Raw genomic sequence first — 19070 nt, forward strand, 5'->3', positions numbered from 1 at the left:
CCGGGGGAGACACGGGGAAGGAGAACGGGACCATGGGCCTGAAGGACCGTCTTGAGGAGGACCGCGCCGTCGAGGGGCGCTCCGACCGCGGCAGCGTCACGCACTGGCGGCGGCGTCTGCTGGAGGAGATCAACCTGGAGGACCTCACCCGGCTGACCCTGGCCCAGCGCCGGGTGCGCCTGGAGAAGGTCGTGGGGCACATCCTGACCCGTGAGGGCCCGGTGCTGTCCGAGCGCGAGCGGTCCTTGCTCATCCGGCGCGTGGTGGACGAGGCCCTGGGGCTGGGGGTGCTCGAACCGCTGCTGGCCGACGAGACCGTCACGGAGATCATGGTCAACGGCCCCGACAACGTGTTCGTCGAACGCGGCGGACGCATGCAGCGGGTGGACGCCGCCTTCAACGGCGAGGAGCAGCTCTACCAGACCATCGACCGCATCGTGTCGCTGGTCAACCGCCGGGTGGACGAGTCCTCACCGATGGTGGACGCGCGGCTGCCCACGGGCGAGCGCGTCAACGTCATCATCCCGCCGCTGTCGCTGTCGGGCCCGGTCCTGACCATCCGGCGCTTCCCCAAGCCCTACCCCATCGACGAGCTGGTGCGGATGGGCAGCCTGGACTCGCCGACCGGCATCCTGCTGGCGGCGATGGTGCGCTCGCGGTTCAACATCGTGGTCTCGGGCGGCACCGGCACCGGGAAGACCACCTTCCTCAACGCGATGTCGGCCTTCGTCCCCGCCGACGAGCGCATCGTCACCATCGAGGACTCCGCCGAGCTCCAGCTGATGCAGGAGCACGTGGTGCGGCTGGAGTCGCGCCCGCCCAACATCGAGGGCCGGGGCGAGATCGCCATCCGCGACCTGGTGCGCAACGCGCTGCGGATGCGCCCGGACCGCATCATCGTCGGCGAGGTGCGCGGCTCGGAGACCATCGACATGCTCCAGGCCATGAACACCGGCCACGACGGCTCGCTGGTGACCGTGCACGCCAACTCGGCGGACGACGCCATCTACCGCCTGCAGACCCTGGCCACCCTGGGCGAGGGCAACGTGCCCTACGACGCGATCCGCGACCAGATCAACAACGCGGTGGACGCCATCGTGCACCTGGGCCGCTGGCCGGACGGCTCGCGCCGGGTCAGCGAGATCGCGGTGGTCTCCTCCCGGCGGCGCGAGGAGTTCCGGCTGGACCCGGTGATGCGGTTCGCCGCGGGGCCGCAGGGGCCCAACCGGGCCGTGGAGGGCGAGTTCCACCACTTCCCGCTGCCCCGGCAGGTGGCCGCGCGGATCTACCACGTGGGCGAGGCCATTCCGGCGGCCTTCGGGGTGGCCTCCGAGGAACAGCCCCGGAGCGGCTGGTGAACCCTCCGGCACGGCCCCGTCCCCTGGAAAGACTCCGACCCGTGCCCGTTCGGGTGCGCCCCTCGACCGTATGGGAGGTCCGGTGACCTGGCAGTTCGTGGCGATCCTCGCCGGTCTGGCCGTGGTGCTGGCGCTGGCGCTGTGGGCGCTGTGGGAGTTCGTGGCCAGCGCCGAGCAACGGCGGCTGATCGCCGCCCGCAGCGCCCTGGCCCAGGCCGAGTACGAGGCGTCCACGCCCCTGGCGCGGCTGGACGCGGCGATCCACCGCACCCAGTGGGGTGCGCGGCTGTACCGCAGGATCACCCGGTCGGGCGCGGACGTGCGCCTGTCCACGTTCGTGCTCGCGCTCGCGGGCGGGTCGCTGCTGGCGGTGGTCGTGGTCTGGCAGGTGCTCGCGCCCTTCTTCGGCCTGCTGGCGGCGGCCGGGGTGGCGTTCCTCTTCTTCTCCTACCTGAACCGGGCCGAGGCCAAGCGGCGCGAGGAGTTCACCGCCCAGCTGCCGGACCTGGCGCGGGTGCTGGGCAACGCGACCTCGGCCGGTCTGGCCCTGCCCACCGCCGTGGCGATGGCCGCCGACGAGCTGGACGGGCCCGCCGGCGAGGAGCTGGGGCGCATGGCCGAGTCGATGAAGGTGGGCGCCAGCTTCGAGGAGGCCGTCGCGGAACTGCGCGAGCGGATGCCCTCCCGGGAGCTGGGCGTGCTGCTGTCCACGCTGGTGGTGGCCTCGCGCTCGGGCGGCTCGCTGGTCACGGCCCTGCGCAACATCTCCACCACCCTGGAGAACCGCAAGGAGACCCGGCGCGAGGTGCAGACCATCCTCAGTGAGACCACGAGCACGGTGTGGGCCCTGGGGTTCATGTCGGTGGGCGCGCTCTTCCTGATCAACGCCATCGAGCCGGGCATCATGCGCGTCATGACCACGTCCGTGGCGGGCGTGGTCGTGCTGTTGGTGGTGGCCGCGCTGTTCGCCATCGGCTTCCTCCTGGTATCCCGCATCACCAAGTTCGACCTGTGAAGGACCCCGACCCCCATGAACGCCCTTCCCTCCCTGGTGCCGCTCGCCGCCGCGCTGGCCAGCGCCCTGGTCGTGCTGGTCGCGTGCTACGGCCTGTACCTGGCGCTGTCCCAGACCCGGCTGGGGGTGGGCGCCGCGGCCGCGCGCCTGCCCCGGACCAGGTCCGACGACACGTTCGTCCTGCACCGGATCACCGAGGCCCTCGGGCGTCCGTTCGCCGGGGCGGTGGAGTCCTGGCTCAGCCCGGGCAGGCGCGAGTCCATCACCGCGCGGATCGAGGCGGCGGGGCGGCCCGACGGGCTGACCCTGGAGCGCTACCTGCGGCGCAAGGTGGGCGAGGTGGCGCTGTACGGCTCCCTGGGCCTGCTGATGTTCGCCGCGGGCAACCCGCTGGTCGGGGTGGTGGTGCTGGCCTTCACCGGTCTGACCGACCTGAGCATGTACGTGCAGGGCCAGGAGCGCGCGGACCGGGTCCAGTCGCAACTGCCGGACTTCCTGGACGTGCTCGCGGTGACGGTGAGCGCGGGCATGTCCTTCCGGGCGGCGGTGGCGCGGGTGGCCGACTCCATGCCGGGGGTGCTCTCCGACGAGTTCAAGCTGGCGTTGCAGCAGATGGAGCTGGGCACCTCGCGCCGGGAGGCCTTCGAGCTGCTGCGCCGCCGCAACCGCAACGAGTCGCTGAGCAAGTTCGTCACCGCGATCCAGCAGGCCGAGGAGCTGGGCGCCCCGCTCAGCGACACCCTGGTGGACATCAGCCAGGACATGCGGCGGGCCGACGCCCAGTACATGCGGCGCAAGGCGCAGCGGATGAACCCGCGGGTGACGATGGTGACCGCGGTGACCCTGCTGCCGGGGCTGCTCATCCTCATCGTGGGGTCGATGTTCCTGGGCACCGAGGTCAACCTCGGGGTCATCCTCGGCGGCTGAGCGCCGTCCCCGGGGCGTCCCCCGGGGCGGGGGACGACCGCCGGCCCGGGGAACGGCCCCCTCCCCGGGGGACGGGGGAGGGGGCCGGGGCCTCCTCGGAAGGCGCGGCGGGGCTAGCGCAGGGTCAGGGTCCTGGTCAGCGATCCGGTCGCGCCGGTGGCGTCGGTGACGGTCAGGGTGACGGTGTAGGTGCCCGCCCGGTCGTAGAAGTGCCAGGTGGAGGACCCGGTGCCGGTGTAGCCGTCACCGAAGTCCCAGGCGTAGGACGTGATCGGGGCGTCGCCCGCGGTGGAGCCGGAGGCGTCGAACTCGCAGAGCCGGAAGAAGCTGTAGCAGCCGCCGGTGAAGGCCGCGGTGGGCGCGGTGTGGTCGGGGGCGCCCACCGAGACCGTGGCCTCGGCGCTGTCGGTGCGTCCCGCGTCGTCGGTGACGGTGAGGGTCACGGTGTAGTCGCCCCCGGAGCCGTAGGTGTGGGTGGCGGTGGCGCCGCTGGCCCCCTCGCCGTCGCCGAAGTCCCACTCCCAGGCGGTGACCTCGCCGTCGGAGGCGGAGGCGGACCCGTCGAAGGAGCAGGTCAGCGTAGCGTCGTCGCAGGAGGAGCTGATGCTGGCCACCGGGCCCTCGGGCGGAGCGGTGTTCCCGCCGGCGGGGAAGGTGTCCGGGTCGCCCACGTCCAGCAGCGGCTCGTGGTGGCCGTCGCCGGAGGTGTCGTTCCAGTCGCGGTTGCCCGCGTCGGTCAGGGCCGCGTACAGGGACAGCACGCCGGCGCGGTCGGCGGGCTTGGCCGCACCGGCGGCGAGCAGGGCCAGGCCGCCCGCGGCGTGCGGGGAGGCCATGGAGGTTCCGCTCATGGAGCCGTAGCCGCCGCCGGTCGTGGTGGAGGTGACGCAGGAGCCGGGGGCGGCGATGTCGACGGTGGCGCCGTGGTTGGAGAAGTAGGAGAGGGTGTCGTCGCGGTCGCCGGTGCAGCCCAGGTTGCCTCCGGAGCCGCCGGGGCGGCCGTCGGAGTCGGCCATGGAGGAGACCGTCAGCACGTCGGGGTGGTTGGCGGGGAAGAAGTTGGCCGCGTCCCGGGAGCTGTTGCCCGCGGCGACCGCGAAGGCCACCCCGGCGTCCACGGAGGCCGTGATGGCCCGGCTCAGCGCCTGGTCGGTGCAGCCCTCGCAGCCCAGGCTCATGTTGGCCACGGCGACCTCGTCGGCGTTGGCGGCCACGTAGTCCACCCCGGCTGCGATCCCGGCCAGGGAGCCGCTGCCGTTGGCGTTGAGGACCTGCACGTTCCAGACCGCGGCGCCGGGGGCCACGCCCACCACGCCCCGGCCGTTGTCGAGGGCTCCGACGCTGCCCGCGACGTGGGTGCCGTGCCCGTTGCCGTCGGTGCCGGTGACCGCCACGCACCTGCCGGTGGTGCAGTTGACCGAGTGGACGACGTCGAGGTCGGGATGGCTCGCGTCCACCCCGGTGTCCAGGACCGCCACGGCCGCGTCGGGCACGTAGTCGTCCCGGCCGTTGATCGCCAGGTTGGGGTTGTCGGGGGCGAAGACGCGGGCGACCCCGTTGGGGGTGTCCTGCTCGAAGGTGTGCAGGACCTGGTCCTCCTGGACGAAGTCCACGTCCTCGTCCCGGAGCAGGGCGGCGGCCTCGGCTGCGGTCATGCGGGCCGCGTAGCCGGTCAGCGCGTGCTCGTAGACGCTGGTGGGGTCGTCGTCGTGGCGGTCGGCCACCTCCTCGGGCGAGGCGGACTCGTCCAGGACGACGATGTAGGTGCGCTCGGCGGTGTCCGCGGTGCCGAGGAAGTGGGGGATCTCCTCGGCGGAGGCGGAGGCGGGCGGGGCGAGCAGGGCGGGCAACAGGGCGGCGGCCACCAGGGCCGCACCGATCGTGCGCATGTGCGGGACACCCTTCGGGGGATCGGGGGACGGGGTCGGGTGGCCACCCGCTGTTCATCATGCGTTGGCCCCGGAGGGCGGGCCATACGTAGTCGCCACGTAACCGTCCGGGGCGCACAGGGGTACGTAGGGGCCCCGGTGCCCGGCCCGGGCCCCGCCCCGCGACATGGGAGCCTTCCCACGCCGCGGGGGTGTCCGCACTACCCGGACGGAGCCCGGCACCGGAGGGCACGGAGGTTTCCGGGTCGCTCCGGTACCGGGCGGCCGGGCCTGTGCCCGCGCTACCGGGCGGGGGCGGCGGGCGGGAACGGGATCGCGGCCAGGGTCGGGATGAGCTGGGACTCCTCGTACTCCAGGTGCGCCTCCAACTCCCGGGTCATCCGGTCCAGCCCGACCCGGAAGCGCTCCGGGTCCGCGGTGGCCAGGTCACCCAGAAGCGCCTCCAGCTCACCGCGGATCCGGTCCACCGTGCGGTGCTCCTCCGTCAGCCGGCGCAGCGCCTCCGCCAGGTGGGGGGCCTGCCGTCCCAGGTTCGGGAACATGGCCTCCTCGCTGGTGTGGTGGAAGTGCAGGGACTCGCAGAAGGCCAGGCAGTGCTGGCGCAGCTGGAGGTCGAGCCCGGGGGCCCGCCCGCCGTCCGCTGTCGCCGCACGCCCGGCGAAGTGGGCCTCTGCCTCGGTGCGCACGGCTGCGAGCTGGGCGCGCAGCCAGGCGTGGACCTCCACGAGCTTGTCCGCCAGGTTGGCGACCCCTGAGGTTTCCCCCTGGTGGACCCGGTCCAGGGCGACGACCGGAAGGACGCGCTCGGTTCCGGCCTGGTAGTCGGCGTATCCGGGCTCCGCTCGGACGCACGCGTCGAACAGGCGGTCGCGTTCGGCCCCCTCGGCGGGCACGGCGACGGCGTCGAACTCCTCCGTGCCCAGCTCCACGCGCACCATGGGGTGGGCGAGGACGTTGCGGTACCAGTCGGGGTGGCGGTCCGCACCGCCCGCGGAGCCGATGACGAGCAGGCGGCCCTCGGCGCGGACGTAGCCGAGCGGGGTGGTGTGCTCGCGGCCGGACCTGGCCCCGACGGTGGTGAGCAGCAGCAGGTCGCCGCCCTCGAACATGCCGCCGACCCGGCCGCCGTTGGCGCGGAACTCCGCGACGACGGGCTCGTTGAAGTCGCTGACGTGGGGTTCGGGTCGCACGTGCGGGTTGTCGGTCACGTGTGGTGTCTCCTTCGGTGGTGGTCGTGACGGCGACCGTCCCCGAGGGCTTCCGGCATCCGGGCACACCCACACCGCGCCGACGCACCGCCCCCGTCCGTGCACCGGCGGGCGGGACGGGCACGGGCGGGGGCGAGGCGGGCTGCGACGGGTGCGCGCGGTCGCGCCCGCGCGCGGCGGCGGGCGGGCACGGCGGGGGGACCCGGGCGGTGCCGGGTGGCCGGAGGGGCTTCGGGGAGGACGCGGAGGTTCTTCGGCGCCGGGCGGAGTGCTCCGGCGCGGGCGCGGCTCGGGGCCGTGCCACGGGAACGGCTAGACGCGGTCCGTGATGTGCGTGCTCACAGTTCACTCCCCGAAAGGCTCAAGGTGCCTCCATACCGCCCGGCCGGCCTACTTCTCGTGACCGGGGGCACGCGGCACGGGCGTCACCCTACGCCATGCGCGCGGCGGACGCCAGCCCGCTCGGGGCGGGCGTCTGCCGGTGGGCCGGACCCACCCGGCAGACGCCCGCCAGCCGTAGGGACCGCGGCCGGCCCGGTCCGTAGCGTCGAAGGACACGACCGAGAGAAAGCGTAGGGGACCGTGACCCTGACAACGGCGCCGTGGCGGCGCCTCCCCCGCCCGTGCCCTGGCCCCCGACCTGGCGCGCGGGTTCATGCTGCTGTTCATCGCGCTGGTCTCGGGTTCGCGCACGGCGCCCTGGTGCTGCCCGTGGACATCGTCGGCGCCTACGGGCTGGCGCTGCTGCACGAGGCCACCGGCTGGTCCGGCGGGCTGGGCTGGGCGGCCGTTCTGCGCCTGCTCGCGGCACGGTGGGAGCGGCACCGGGCACACGCGGCGGTGGCCTCGGCGGTGACGGCGGTCGCGGTGGTGGGGCAGCGCTCGCTGACCTGCTACCTGGCGCAGTCGGTGGTGTTCACACTGGTGTTCGCCCCCTACGCCGGAGGGCTGGGCGCCTCGCTGGGGGTGACCGGCGCGGCCGGGGTGGGTGGCCACCTGGCTGGGGACGGTGGCCCTGGCAGAGTGGCTGCGCCGCACGGGGCGGCCCGGCCCGGCCGAGGCGGCGCTGCGCCGCCTGGTCTACGCGGGAACGGCGCACTCCCCCGCGTCCTGGCGCGGACCGGCGGACGGCGGCCCCCGGGGTTCCTGAGGCCGCCGGGGCGGCCGCGTCCCTTCGCCCCCGGATCCAGGTTGCCCCCGCGTTCAGCTGCCCCGGGTGTGGACCGTTCTCGGGATGTCAGGTGCCCGGCGGTGCGGGAGCGCCCTCCGCACGGACCTGGTCGGGGTCGGGGACGTCCGGGTCGGGTTCCCCGTTGATCTCCACGAACGTGTAGCGGGTGTACCACAGCGCCGGTTCGGGGGCGTCGGGGGCCAGGAAGGACACCGGCACGCCCTCGGAGACCGGGCGCCCGCTGAGGACGTAGCCGCCCGAGGGGGCGCCCTCGGTGGCGAAGGCCAGCGGGGTCCCGTCCTCGGTGGCGACCAGGGTGAAGGCCGTGGTCTCCCCCTCGGGGCTCGCCAAGGCGGAGAACTCGCCCTCCACGAGGACGGCGGGCACCTCGTCGGGGGCCTGCCCGCCCAGGTGGCCGTAGGCGTCCTCGGGGGTCGGGGGCGCGGTGAAGACCACGGGCCCCTCCCCGGTGACGGTCCCGTTCTCCACGACGCGGGCCAGGGGTTCCAGGACCCGTTCCGGGGTGAACGCCTCCGCCGCGCCCCGCACCTCGGGTTCGGCCGCGTACCAGGTGGGCGGACCGTTCCAGGCGGTGTTCGCGCCGCGCAGCAGCTGCCCGTCGACCAGCCAGAGGTCGCTGGTACGGGCGCCGCTGACCGTGCTGGTCCAGCGCAGCGCCCGGGGCGGGCCCTCCTGGTAGAGCACGCGGTCGAAGAGGGTGGGGGTGGCGGCGGTGTTCGCGGGCAGCGGCTGGCCGTACCCTCGACCGCTGCCCGCGTGGGTGAGCAGGGTGAGTTCGAAGGACTCGGCGGCCAGCAGGGTGTCCAGCGAGGCCGCGACCAGGTCCATGCCGGTCGGGGGTGCGGTGCCGGGCCCGCCGTCGCCCTCCGCGGGGCCGGTGCCCTGCCCGGACTGTCCGTTCGGCCCGGTGGACCCGGGGGGTTCGGTGGAGGAGTTGGCCGCGGTGGTGTCGGACTCCCCCGCCAGGGCGTCCAGGAGCAGGTAGCCGCCGCCGACGGCCGCGGCCAGGAACACGGCGGCGGCCACCGCCAGGACCGGGGGCCTGCGTGCGAACGCCTTGCGGCGGCGCAGGCTGGCGCGCGACCGTCCGTCGCCCCGGCCCGGGCCGCCCGGGGCCGCGGCGTCGGGGTCCGCGGCGTCGGCGGGTTCGTGCTCGGCCAGGCCCAGGGCGGCGCTGATCCACTCCGCGGGCCGGTGCCAGCCCACGTCCACGCGGGGCCAGGAGGCGCCGGTGAGGGTGCGCAGCCGTTCGGCCCACACCTGGTGGGGGGCGCTGTCCTCCACGCCCGCCAGCAGCAGGCACTCCAGGTAGAGCTCCTCCGCCGAGGGGCGCCGTGCCGGGTCCGGCGACAGGGCGCGGGACAGCACGGGGCGCAGGCGCACGGGTACGGCGGCGAGGTCGGCGGTCCCCTCCCGGGCACGGCGGGCCACCTCCGGCGGGGAGGCGTCCGCCCCGAACGGCTCGCGTCCGGTGGCGGCCAGGACCACCACGCACGCCCACGAGAACACGTCGGAGGCGGGATCGGGGCGCGCGCCCGCGTAGCGTTCGGGGGCCAGCCAGCCGGTGCCGCCCGCGGTGGTGGGCGCGTCGCCGTCGTCGAGCTGACGTGCGACGCCGTGGTCGAGCAGGCGGGGGCCCTGGGGGGTCACGAGGACGTTGCCGGGCCTGACGTCGCCGTGGGGTACACCCGCGGCGTGGACGGCGGCCAGGGCCTCGGCGGTACCGGCGGCCAGGACCAGGAGGGCGGGTTCGGGCAGCGGGCCGGTCTCGCGCACGTGACGGCCCAGGTCGGCCCCGGGCAGGTAGGGGACCGCCGTCCAGGGTCGTCCGTGCAGGTCTCCGCTGGCGCTGACGCCGACGGCGCACGTTCCCAGGCCGCGGCGGAGCAGGACGAGCCTGCGCTCGGGGTCGGCGGCGGGGGCCCACGGGGCGTGCGCGACGGTCAGGGCGACCGGCTCCCCGCCCGGGGACACGGCGGCGTAGACCACGCCGACGCCGTTGTCTCCGAGGCGCCCGATGAGCCGGTGGTCGCCGATTCGCGCGGGGTCATCGGTGCTGAGGGGACGCACGTGCGGCGGGAGGGTGCCCGACGGGTGTGGAGCCATGGGGGGACGCCTTCCACTCTCCTGGGCCGGGGAACGCCTGTCGGTCCGCGTCACCGACCCGTGGGAACGTGAATCTACCGGAATCCGACCGTACATTCCCGGGCATACTCCGCGCTCCGTCAGATCGTGACCACGCGGGGTCGCCTTTCGGTCCCGGTGGGGCGGGGCGGGCACGGCGCCGCCCGGACGGGGGCGCGGGCGCGATCACTGTGACCGCGCGCGGTTCGGGGACGGGGTGGGCGGCGGCGGAAGGCGGGGACGGCGGAAGGGCGGGGGATGCGTTGCGCGGGGTTCACGGGAAGGGTGCCCGCGGCCGGTTGCGGACACGGGGGCCTGCGGGCGCAACCCCTGACAGGCGCGTTCACCGCCGCTACCGTGAGGGGACAGCGCCCAGCCACGACTTCCGTCCGGTCGTGACTGGGCGCTGACCTGCGCGTAGCGGCTGCCGCCCGGGGCGGTGCGTCGCGGAGGGGGCCGGGGCGTCCCGTGCGGTGCCGTGCGGCGCGCGAACCCGGGGAGGGCGGGGTACCCGGGGCTGGGGGTGACGGGGTTCCGAGTGGTGAAGGAGTCCGGAAGCTCGGAATACGGACGGCCCGGGGGCAGTGCTAGCGGTGCGGGGCGGCGCTGGCGGAGGCGCCTTCCTCCTCTGAGGCGGCCATCGAGTCCCGGCAGGCGAGCACGCACTCCAGCAGCCCCGGGAAGCGGCCCTCCAGTTCCTCGTAGCGCAGCGAGACGAAGCACCGCGTCCCTTCGGTGCGGTTCTGTACCAGACCGGCGTTGCGCAGGATCTTGAGGTGGTGGCTCAGCGTCGACTGGGCGATGGGCAGGTCGATGTCCTTCCACGCCCGCTCCCCCTCCAGGGCGGCGAGCATCCGCACGATACGCAGCCGGGTCGGCTCGGCGAGCGCGGCCAGGACCGTGACCAGTTCCACCTCGCGGAGGGCGGGGTGCGCGTGCTCCCTGGGAGCCAAGACGGTCCTCCTCACATGGGGCCTGGTCGGGACCAGACGGGATTTGGCTCGCGAACAGGGGCGAGTGTACCGTCGTATTTCGATATTCGTCGAACATCGAATGACAAGGTCGGTCGGGAACGGGGCTCCCCCTTCCGGTCTCGCCGCCGGATCCGCCACGAAGCAGGGGAAGAGGGCCATCATGTCCAACGTCGCGCTGTCGGTGCTCGACCACGCCAGCATCGCCGAGGGTTCCACACCGGGCGAGGCGCTGCGTGCGGCGCGCGAACTCGCCCAGCACGCGGAACGGCTCGGATACAAGCGCTTCTGGCTCTCGGAGCACCACAACATGCAGGCCATCGCGAGCGCCGCCACCGCCGTGTCGCTGGGGTTCGTCGCCGAGGGCACCTCCACCATCCGGATCGGCGCGGGCGGGGTCATGCTGCCCAACCACGCGCCTCTGGTGATCGCCGAGCAGTTCGGCACGCTGGAGTCGCTCTACCCGGGGCGGATCGACCTCGGCCTGGGGCGCGCGCCGGGAACCGATCCGCGCACGATGATGGCGCTGCGCCGCGACCACAGCGCGTCGGCGACCTTCCCCAGCGACGTGCAGGAACTCCAGGGGTTCTTCGAGCCCGCGGAGCCCGGGCAGCCCGTCCGCGCGATCCCGGGTGAAGGGCTGCGGGTGCCGCTGTGGATCCTGGGATCCAGCCTCTTCGGTGCCCAGCTCGCGGCTCAGCTGGGCCTGCCGTACGCGTTCGCCTCACACTTCGCCCCCGACGCCCTGTACGAGGCGCTGAAGGCCTACCAGACCGGCTTCCGGCCCTCCGGACAGCTGGACGCGCCCTACGCGATGGCGGGCGTGAACGCCTTCGTCGCCGACACCGACGAGGAGGCCGAGCGCCTGTTCACGACCATGCAGCAGGCGTTCCTGGGCACGCTGCGCGGGGCGCGCGGGCGGCTGCGCCCGCCGGTCGAGAGCCTGGCCACCGCATGGCGCCCCGGGGAGAAGGAACGCCTGGACCACATGCTTCGTTACTCGTTCGTGGGCTCACCGGGCACGGTCCGCCGCAAGCTCGAACTGTTCGTCACTGACACGGGTGTGGACGAGGTGATGGTGTCGTCGATGATCTACGACCAGAAGGCTCGTCTGCGTTCGTTCGAGCTGTTGGCGGAGCTGGCCGGTCTGCGGGGACCGGAACAGGGCTGATCCCACGTCCCGGACCGGGAGACGGTCAAGGGTGGCGGCGTCCGCTGTAGGCAGGCAGCGGCACCGCCTTCCCGGTGCGGGAACGCCGGGCGGGGTTCGCGGAGAACCCCGCCCGGAATCGTGTCCGGGGTGGCCGAGAGGTCACTCTCCGCCGCCCCCACCTCCGTCCCCGCCACCACCGCCGCTGTCGCCGCCACCGCCCCAGCCGCCTCCGGAGTCACCGCTGCCAGAAGAGCCGCCGCCCGTGCCCGGGAAACCGCCGGACCAGCCGCCGTCGCCGGAGGTGCCTCCGCCCGCCCCGGAGCCCGGGGGGTCCTGGCACAGGTCCGCGAACGCGCACAGGCCGTCCAGGTCGATGAGGTCGGGCCCTGACTCCGGTTCCGCCTCGGCCACCGCCCCGGGGTGAGAGGCGTAGAGCACGTTGTCGACACTCGCGGACCCGCTGTCGGAGGAGGGGGTGGACGAGGTGCGGGGCGTCCCGCTCCGCAGGTGGCGGGCTCCGGCGGAGGAAGCGGAGCGCCGCAGCCCGAGGAAACCGGTGACCGCCGTGGAGCGGACCGCCCGGTCGCGCGTCATAGCGTCGGATGCCCGCCCGCCGTCGGAGGTGCGGCCTGACGGCAGGCCGTACCGCTCCCGGGCCAGGGCGACCACCGCGTCCCCGGCGGGGGTGTTGGGCAGGAGCGCGGGGCCGCCGGTCGCCGCCACGACCGCCTGCGCGGCCACCAGGACGGCCGCACAGGCCAGTCCCGCGGTGAGAAGGGCGAGCGGAATGGTGACGGACTCCATCAGGAGGAACCCGCCTACGCCACCGACCGCGACGAACACGGCGAGCGTGCGCATCCACCGGATCGCGCCCGCAGCCTTCCCCCGCGCCCGAAGCGAGTGGCGCAGCTGGTCCGAGTCGATGATCAGACCGGCTCGGGCGAGGTCGGAGCGGATCCGCTGTACGCCCTTGCCGTGGACGACCCGGCGCACCATCTCGCGGGCGCTGACCCCGACCCTGTTCTTGAAGGCCTTGACGAGGTCGCGGCGGACCGGGCTCTTCTCGTGCGTGTAGGGGCGCGAGGGGCCGACGAGCGTGAAGAAGCCCCCCGAGGTCCGCTGACGGACGCGGCCGTGGAGGAAGGCGTCCGTCACGGCGGTCTCACCCACCCGGACGGGGCCGCCGCAGAGCAGGGCCAGTTCGTAGGGGTTCAGGTCGCCCGGGTCCGCGGGTGCGGAGCCGGAACCGGCCGCGCTGTCCGCCGCGAGTCGGCGGGCCGCGCGGAGGGCGCGGCTGGCGCGCAGGATGCCGAGGAGTGGGAGGGCTCCGACCGCCAGTCCCACTGCAAGGGCCGCCACCAGGGCGAAAAGGGTACTGCCGTCCACACCGCCACCTCTCGTCGTGTCGGGTCATCGGGTCGGGGGTCCGGAGGATGACGCCGGGGTTTCGGGGCAGGTGCGGAGGGCTGCGGGGTGCCAGGGGACGACTCGGAGCACGGTCCTGCCTCGGCGTGCTCCGCACCGGCGGCGGAACAGCGGATCCCATCCAACACCAGCGCGGATTCGCGTACCCGGAGTGGTCCGGCATTTCCGCCCGGGCCATAGCGCCCCTGGTGGGGCGCGTGCCATCATGGTGATGCGACGAACACCAACCGTGACTCCCCGCGGCGGGGAAGCGTGCCCCCTCCTTCACCTGGCCACCCGCTTCCACCTGGGCCTTTCACCAGGCCCTGTGGACAACGTGTGGCCGAAGGTTCCGTGGGGCATCCTGAAGAAAGATGGCCACATCCGGTCAGAAGCCGGGTGGACACTGGTGCTCGTGGCGGATAGTGGGAATCCGTGGACACACGCCGCCCACCCGCGGACCCCCGGTGGGCCCCGGCAAGGGTTCACCAACTCCCCTGGACGCCCTGAACCGGCGCCGTAAGACCCCCATCCCCCAAGGAGTTGCTCTGTGAACAGTTTGACCAGGCTCTGGGTGTCGCTCAGTGCTTTCCTAGTGCCAGCCTCCAAAAAAGAGGACCGGGGCGCCGGGATCGTGGAGTACGCAGCGATCCTGATACTCGTCGCGGCCGTAGCATTCGCGGTTTACCAGCTAGGACTTGCAGAAAGTATAAGCAATGGCATCCGAGGGGCGGTCGACCGGGTTCTTCGCGGTCCCACAAGTAGCGAAGTACCGTAGATTTTAAACACCCCAACAACCACAGCAAAGGGGTGGTAGAACAACCACAAGAGAGATTGGCGAAATTTGACAAGAAAGCATCCAAAGTCCCCAAAAAAGGCAACTCGGCCTTCGTTTTCAATTTGGCCCTTAACCGTAATCATACTCCTCATTTCTTCTGGCTGTGTGGTGTCATCCGACGAGCCTGAAAGAAGCGATGAGGACACACCCCAGGGAGTATCTTCCGCCCCATCCACTTCTCCCACTCCACCAGACTCAACCGATAAAGGTATAATCGCAAGCAGTATAACTTCTTCCACCGCAATCGGCGAAGCCTATCAAATTGATATCTATGCCCTTGAGCGCGTAGGAGAAGACCTCATAAGACTTCGCTTTGGCGTAACCAACAACTCGGGGAGAAGTTATTTTTTTGACGACAGCCTTGGCGGGATAGCAAACCCCTACACCGGGGGAAGGATAACTCTACTGGACGCAGTAAATAAAACAAGACATCTTAGCTTAAATCAAAGCGATGGGTCCTGTTTCTGTTCGACCCTGGTGGAAGACATACAACCTGGAGAAACTGCGGAAATGTGGGTTATTTTCCCAGAGCCTCCGCCAGAAGTTGAAGCTATGACCATCACCACACCCATCACTCCGCCTATATTTGATATTCCCATTAGCAACTCTTCCGAGACAGTAGAAAACTCAGGACTTTCTAAACCGGAGATCATCCCGCTCACCATGATCTCGGACGACACTGCGGACAATACTGGGCGCACCGAAAGCGGTGACGAAGTAAGCATCATACTCTCTTCCGATGTTCTCTTTGAAACCAACAGTTCTCAACTCAATTCGAACGCCGAAGAAATACTTGAACAAGTAGCACAGGAGATCAACGACGCCAGTTCGACTGTCGTCAAAGTTGACGGATACGCAGATAACACCGGAAGCGATAACGTCAACATTCCCCTATCGGAAGATCGCGCCAAGGCAGTTGAAGCGGCACTCTCAGAGCTGGTCTCGAGAGAAGGAGTTGCCTTTGAAGTCGAGGGTCACGGTTCCGCCGACCCCATTGGGGACAATGACACCGAAGAAGGACGCGAGCGAAACCGGCGAGTAAGCGTCACGTTTGAGAAATAGCGGAGACGAAGATGCGAAAATTCCCTTTCTCTCCATGTCTGTTTATTGTTGCAACGGCAACCACGCTACTAGTGTCAACAGGCATCGGTGCGGCTTCACCAAAAATTCGCCAAGGAGATTTAGACACCCTAGGGGCATCGCAGAGCAACAGCCCCTTGTCGAGCGGACTCATGGCAGAGGTCAATCAAGTTGAGCGAGACGAAACTGGATCTTTCCTATCAATAACATGGAGCATTGAAAACAACGGAAACACGCAATCCCCCTTGGCCTGGCTCAAAGACGGTTCCTACACTTACTCTGGGCAGAATTTTGCAGGCGTAACGGCACTCAGCACTAAAGAAGGAACCCGATACAGGCCAATCATGGATGGCAAGGGATATTGCCTCTGCTCAGGAGAAGAGTCTAATGAACTTATTAAAGTTCTAGACCCCGGCGAGAAGATCGCCTACTGGTCCCTCTTCTCTGTCCCCGAAGATCTTGAGGCGATAACGGTTGAAATTCCCAACTTCGACCCCATCGAAGACATCCCCATCTCCTGAACCCCGCCACACAGAGCTGTAGGAGTCGGCTTGCCCACCCCCAACCGTCCCGAACTCGCGGACACCCGGCACCCCTCCCCCACAGGGCCTCCCGGGCGGTCCGGCGACCGCAACGGGCCACCGCGGGTGCTGCGCTGGGCCGGACGGCTCCTGCGCCGGCTGCGTCCCGCCTCCCGGGCCGCGCTCGACCGGGGCGCCGCGTTCGTGGAGCTGGCCGCGGTCACCGTCCTCGCCGCGGCGATCATGGTCGCGGTCTACCAGCTCGAACTCAGCCGGACCTTCAACAACGGGGTCCGGCAGATGGTCTGCCTCGTCGAGGGGCCCGGATGCGGCGACCAGACCTGGGTGGACGCCGACCGGCCGGAGGAACCCGAGGAGTACGAGTGGGGCAGCGGCAACTCCAACGCCCTGGAGAACGAGTCCCTGGCCATGAACATGGCCTCGGCCCAGGGCTGGCAGGACACCGACTGGGAGTGCCTGAAGAACCTCTGGGGCGTTGTCTCCCACTGGGACCACACGCTCATCAACCCCAACACCGGTGACAACGGCATCACCGGGTTCAACCCCGCCCGGCACGGCACCATGCCCTCGGGGTTCCGGGAGAGCCCCCGGGAGCAGATCGCCTGGGGCCTGGCCTACATCGACGAGACCTACGAATCCCCGTGCGACGCATGGGCGTACTGGGAGGACACCGGCACCTACTGAGGCCGCCTCCCCCGCTCTCCGAGCCGCCGTATACGAACGCGGTCCCACCCCCGGGCGTGTCGCCTCCGCGGCCCGTGAAAGTTACGTAAAAAAACTCCAGAGCTCGGCAAACCCTGTCGACTTATCGGACATAAGGGGCATCTCCTTCTAGGCGACGTCCATGGCCTGTTCGTCCGTTCGACCGTGCACGCCCGGGCCGGGAACCGGCACGGGGCGGCACCGAGACCACGGGGGCTCTGTGAAGATCGCCTATCTGATCAACGACATGTACGGCATCGGCGGCACCGTCCGTACCGTCGCCAACCAGGCGGCGGCCCTGTCCGCGCGGCACGAGGTCGAGATCGTCTCCGTGTTCCGGCACCGCGCCGAACCCGTCCTGCCCGTGCCCCCCGGGGTGCGCCTGCGTCCGCTCGTCGACGTGCGTGACTACGACAGCTCCTACGGCACGGGTGTGGAGGGCCGCCCCCTGTACGAGAACTCGGAGCGGGCCGGGGTGCCCCCGCTGCTCTTCCCGCCCGAGGACGCCCGCGGGTCCACCCACAGCCGCCTGACCGACGACCGCCTGGAGGAGTACCTCGCCACCACCGACGCCGACATGGTGGTGGGCACCCGGCCGGGACTGAACGTGGTCATCGCCCGGGCCGCGCCGCGGCGCGTGCTGAAGATCGGGCAGGAGCACCTGACCTACGAACAGCACGGCGAACCGCTGCGCCACGTGATGGAGACCGAGTACCCGCACCTGGACGCGTTCGTCACCGTGACCGAGGCCGACGCGCGCACCTACCGCGAGCGGATGGCCCTGCCCGGGGTGGACGTGCGCTCCATCCCCAACTCGGTGCCCGCCCCGCCTTTCACCGCCAACGGCTACAACACCCGCACGATCGTCTCCGCCGGAAGGCTCGCGCCCAGCAAGCGGCACGACCTCCTCGTCCAGGCCTTCTCCATGGTCTGCGACGACTTCCCCGACTGGACCCTGCGCATCTACGGGCGCGGCGACCGGCGCACGGCCCTGGCCCGGCTGGTGGCCTCCCTCGGGCTCCAGGACAGGGTGTGGCTGATGGGGCCGCACCCGCGGGTGGAGGAGGCCTGGGCCCAGGGCGCGTTCGCGGCGGCCACCTCCAGCGAGGAACCGTTCGGGATGACGATCGTGGAGGCCATGCGCTCGGGCCTGCCCGTGGTCAGCACGGACTGCCCCCACGGCCCGGCCTCGATCATCCACGACCACGAGGACGGCCTGCTCGTGCCCAACCGGTCCGCCGCCGGGATCGCCGAGGGGCTGGCCGAGCTCATGGCCGACGACGGCCTGCGCCGCCGGATGTCCGCCGCCGCCCTGGTGGACTCCGAGCGGTTCGACCCCGCCAACGTCGTGCTGCGGCACGAGGAGCTGATCTCGGAGCTGTCCGGACGGCCGCTGCCCACCCTCCGCCCGACGGTGCCCGCTCCCCGTCCGGAGCCGCCCGCCTCCTGCCGGGTGAGGGCGAGCGGGGACGGAACCGCCGTGCTGTCCTTCCCCGACCCGCCGGACCGGGTCGCCCTGGTCCGGTCCGGGCAGAGGGTGGACCTGGACGTGGACGCCTCCGGAGAAACGGTCGTGGACGTCCGGCGCGCCCGCCTGACCGCGCACACGTGGGAGGTCCTGCGTGTGGACGGCGACCGGGAGGGTCCGGTCCGCGACGTGGAGATCCACCAGCAGGGGTATCCGCTGGCGCCGGACGAGGTGCGGAGTCTGGCCCTGGTGCTGCCCGCCCGGTCGGACAAGGGCCGCCTGGTGCTCCACGTGCGCCGTTCGGCGCACCACGCCGAGGTGGGGCACGTGGAGTCGGGCGACGGGCTGATCACCGTGCGGGGGCGGGTGCTGGGGCGCCGCGACCCGGACGCCGGTGCCCGCCTGACGGCCCGGCTGCGCACCTCCCCCCGGTCCGTGCGGGAGTTCCCCGCACCGGTGGACGGCGACGGCGTGTTCACCGCCGTCGTCGACCCCGCGGAGGTGGTCCGCGGCCGGGAGGGCGAGTCGGAGAAGTGGGAGCTGCGCCTGGTGCTCTCCGACGGCGCCGAGTGCACCGTGGGACGCCACCTGGCCGGTGTGGCGGGGTACCGGAAGATCATCGGGTACCCGGCCCAGCGGGTGGAGGCCCGGTACGGGTGCGGCGCGCGGGTGCGCCCCTACTACACCGTCAACGACCGCCTGGGGCTGCGCAGCTCGCCGCTGGCGCCGGTGCTGGAGGTGGACGAGGTCCGGGCCCACCCCACCGGACGCCGCGGGCGGAGGCTGCGCTTGGAGGTGCGCCTGGCGTGCCCGCTCCCGGACGAGGCCGAGTACGCCGTGGAGGTGGTGCGCGGCACCGACGCCGGGCAGCGCTTCCCGCTCCTGCCCGTCTCCGCCCCCGGCGCGCGCACCGGCCGCCTGGCGGGAACCCTGCCGCTCCTGGGCCGCGAGGAGTACACGGACGGGTCGGCGATCCGGGCGTCGTGGCGGCTGCGGCTGCTGGTGGGGCCCGCCGGGGCGCTGGGCCGCCTGGGCGCCGCCGCGGTCCCGGTCCGTACCGCGCGCCGCTGGAACCACGGCCCCTACGCGCGTTCGGTGACCGTGGCCCCCTTCGGGTCCGGCGACCTGAAGGTCACCGTCGCCGACGTGCGGATGTGGGAGGCCCTGCGGCGGAGACTGGGCTGACCGCGCTCCGGCCC

14 protein-coding genes and 1 pseudogene are annotated in these 19070 nt (G+C 71.7%); 10 read left to right on the forward strand and 5 right to left on the reverse strand.

The genetic code is table 11. From position 1 onward, the window contains the following. Positions 1–32 precede the first annotated feature (32 nt). The 3 genes from FYW95_RS10695 to FYW95_RS10705 all read left to right on the forward strand — a co-directional run bounded on the left by FYW95_RS10695 (position 33) and on the right by FYW95_RS10705 (position 3300). Complete coding sequence (locus tag FYW95_RS10695; RefSeq protein WP_159945667.1) at positions 33–1358, forward strand: TadA family conjugal transfer-associated ATPase; 1326 nt, start codon at positions 33–35, stop codon at positions 1356–1358. An 82-nt stretch (positions 1359–1440) separates the two neighbouring features. Then, positions 1441–2373: a type II secretion system F family protein gene (locus FYW95_RS10700; RefSeq protein WP_159945668.1), complete on the forward strand. Its 933-nt coding sequence runs from the start codon at positions 1441–1443 to the stop codon at positions 2371–2373. Between the two features lie 15 nt (positions 2374–2388). Further along, positions 2389–3300, forward strand: coding sequence for a type II secretion system F family protein (locus FYW95_RS10705; RefSeq protein ID WP_159945669.1), 912 nt, complete (start codon positions 2389–2391; stop codon positions 3298–3300). 113 nt (positions 3301–3413) lie between these two features. Here FYW95_RS10705 and FYW95_RS10710 read toward each other — a convergent pair whose 3' ends face one another. Beyond that, complete coding sequence (locus FYW95_RS10710; protein ID WP_159945670.1) at positions 3414–5189, reverse strand: S8 family serine peptidase; 1776 nt, start codon at positions 5187–5189, stop codon at positions 3414–3416. Between the two features lie 281 nt (positions 5190–5470). Continuing rightward, a complete protein-coding gene (locus FYW95_RS10715) occupies positions 5471–6397 on the reverse strand; it encodes a nitroreductase/quinone reductase family protein (RefSeq protein ID WP_159945671.1) in 927 nt (308 codons plus the stop codon). 711 nt (positions 6398–7108) lie between these two features. Between FYW95_RS10715 and FYW95_RS28885 the strand changes: the two are divergent. After that, positions 7109–7321, forward strand: a pseudogene (locus FYW95_RS28885) (DUF418 domain-containing protein); the annotation flags it as partial. A gap of 64 nt (positions 7322–7385) precedes the next feature. Continuing rightward, entirely contained in the window at positions 7386–7547 is a 162-nt protein-coding gene (locus FYW95_RS28140; RefSeq protein ID WP_236568095.1) for a hypothetical protein, read from the forward strand. Positions 7548–7634: 87 nt separating this feature from the next. Here FYW95_RS28140 and FYW95_RS10725 read toward each other — a convergent pair whose 3' ends face one another. Beyond that, on the reverse strand, positions 7635–9695 hold the full coding sequence (locus FYW95_RS10725) for a serine/threonine protein kinase (RefSeq protein WP_159945259.1): 2061 nt from the start codon (positions 9693–9695) through the stop codon (positions 7635–7637). Positions 9696–10300: 605 nt separating this feature from the next. Further along, positions 10301–10666: an ArsR/SmtB family transcription factor gene (locus FYW95_RS10730; RefSeq protein ID WP_159945258.1), complete on the reverse strand. Its 366-nt coding sequence runs from the start codon at positions 10664–10666 to the stop codon at positions 10301–10303. Positions 10667–10847: 181 nt separating this feature from the next. On the opposite strand from FYW95_RS10730, the gene FYW95_RS10735 reads away from it, so the two are divergent. After that, on the forward strand, positions 10848–11855 hold the full coding sequence (locus FYW95_RS10735; protein ID WP_159945257.1) for an LLM class flavin-dependent oxidoreductase: 1008 nt from the start codon (positions 10848–10850) through the stop codon (positions 11853–11855). Between the two features lie 141 nt (positions 11856–11996). Here FYW95_RS10735 and FYW95_RS10740 read toward each other — a convergent pair whose 3' ends face one another. Further along, on the reverse strand, positions 11997–13223 hold the full coding sequence (locus tag FYW95_RS10740) for a TIGR04222 domain-containing membrane protein (protein WP_160050298.1): 1227 nt from the start codon (positions 13221–13223) through the stop codon (positions 11997–11999). 961 nt (positions 13224–14184) lie between these two features. Between FYW95_RS10740 and FYW95_RS27665 the strand changes: the two genes are divergently transcribed. From FYW95_RS27665 to FYW95_RS10760, 4 genes are all read left to right on the forward strand, one after another. After that, positions 14185–15141, forward strand: a complete 957-nt coding sequence (locus tag FYW95_RS27665; RefSeq protein WP_236568094.1) for an OmpA family protein — start codon at positions 14185–14187, stop codon at positions 15139–15141. A gap of 170 nt (positions 15142–15311) precedes the next feature. Further along, positions 15312–15680 carry a hypothetical protein gene (locus tag FYW95_RS10750; protein WP_236568093.1) on the forward strand — a complete coding sequence of 123 codons (369 nt, stop codon included), beginning with the start codon at positions 15312–15314 and terminating at the stop codon, positions 15678–15680. Positions 15681–15710: 30 nt separating this feature from the next. Beyond that, entirely contained in the window at positions 15711–16385 is a 675-nt protein-coding gene (locus FYW95_RS10755) for an aggregation-promoting factor C-terminal-like domain-containing protein (protein ID WP_160050299.1), read from the forward strand. Between the two features lie 238 nt (positions 16386–16623). Further along, on the forward strand, positions 16624–19056 hold the full coding sequence (locus FYW95_RS10760) for a glycosyltransferase family 4 protein (protein ID WP_160050300.1): 2433 nt from the start codon (positions 16624–16626) through the stop codon (positions 19054–19056). The last annotated feature ends 14 nt before the right edge of the window (positions 19057–19070 follow it).

Origin of the sequence: Nocardiopsis sp. FR4, assembly GCF_009830945.1 — a bacterium.
In the GTDB taxonomy this organism is placed as follows: domain Bacteria; phylum Actinomycetota; class Actinomycetes; order Streptosporangiales; family Streptosporangiaceae; genus Nocardiopsis.

What these genes read in the sequence shown, in the direction of transcription:
- FYW95_RS10695 (WP_159945667.1), top strand. Translation starts at nt 33, where the DNA reads ATGGGCCTGAAGGACCGTCTTGAGGAGGACCGCGCCGTCGAGGGGCGC.
- FYW95_RS10705 (WP_159945669.1), top strand. Translation starts at nt 2,389, where the DNA reads ATGAACGCCCTTCCCTCCCTGGTGCCGCTCGCCGCCGCGCTGGCCAGC.
- FYW95_RS10710 (WP_159945670.1), bottom strand. Translation starts at nt 5,189, where the DNA reads ATGCGCACGATCGGTGCGGCCCTGGTGGCCGCCGCCCTGTTGCCCGCC.
- FYW95_RS10725 (WP_159945259.1), bottom strand. Translation starts at nt 9,695, where the DNA reads ATGGCTCCACACCCGTCGGGCACCCTCCCGCCGCACGTGCGTCCCCTC.
- FYW95_RS10735 (WP_159945257.1), top strand. Translation starts at nt 10,848, where the DNA reads ATGTCCAACGTCGCGCTGTCGGTGCTCGACCACGCCAGCATCGCCGAG.
- FYW95_RS10750 (WP_236568093.1), top strand. Translation starts at nt 15,312, where the DNA reads ATGGCAGAGGTCAATCAAGTTGAGCGAGACGAAACTGGATCTTTCCTA.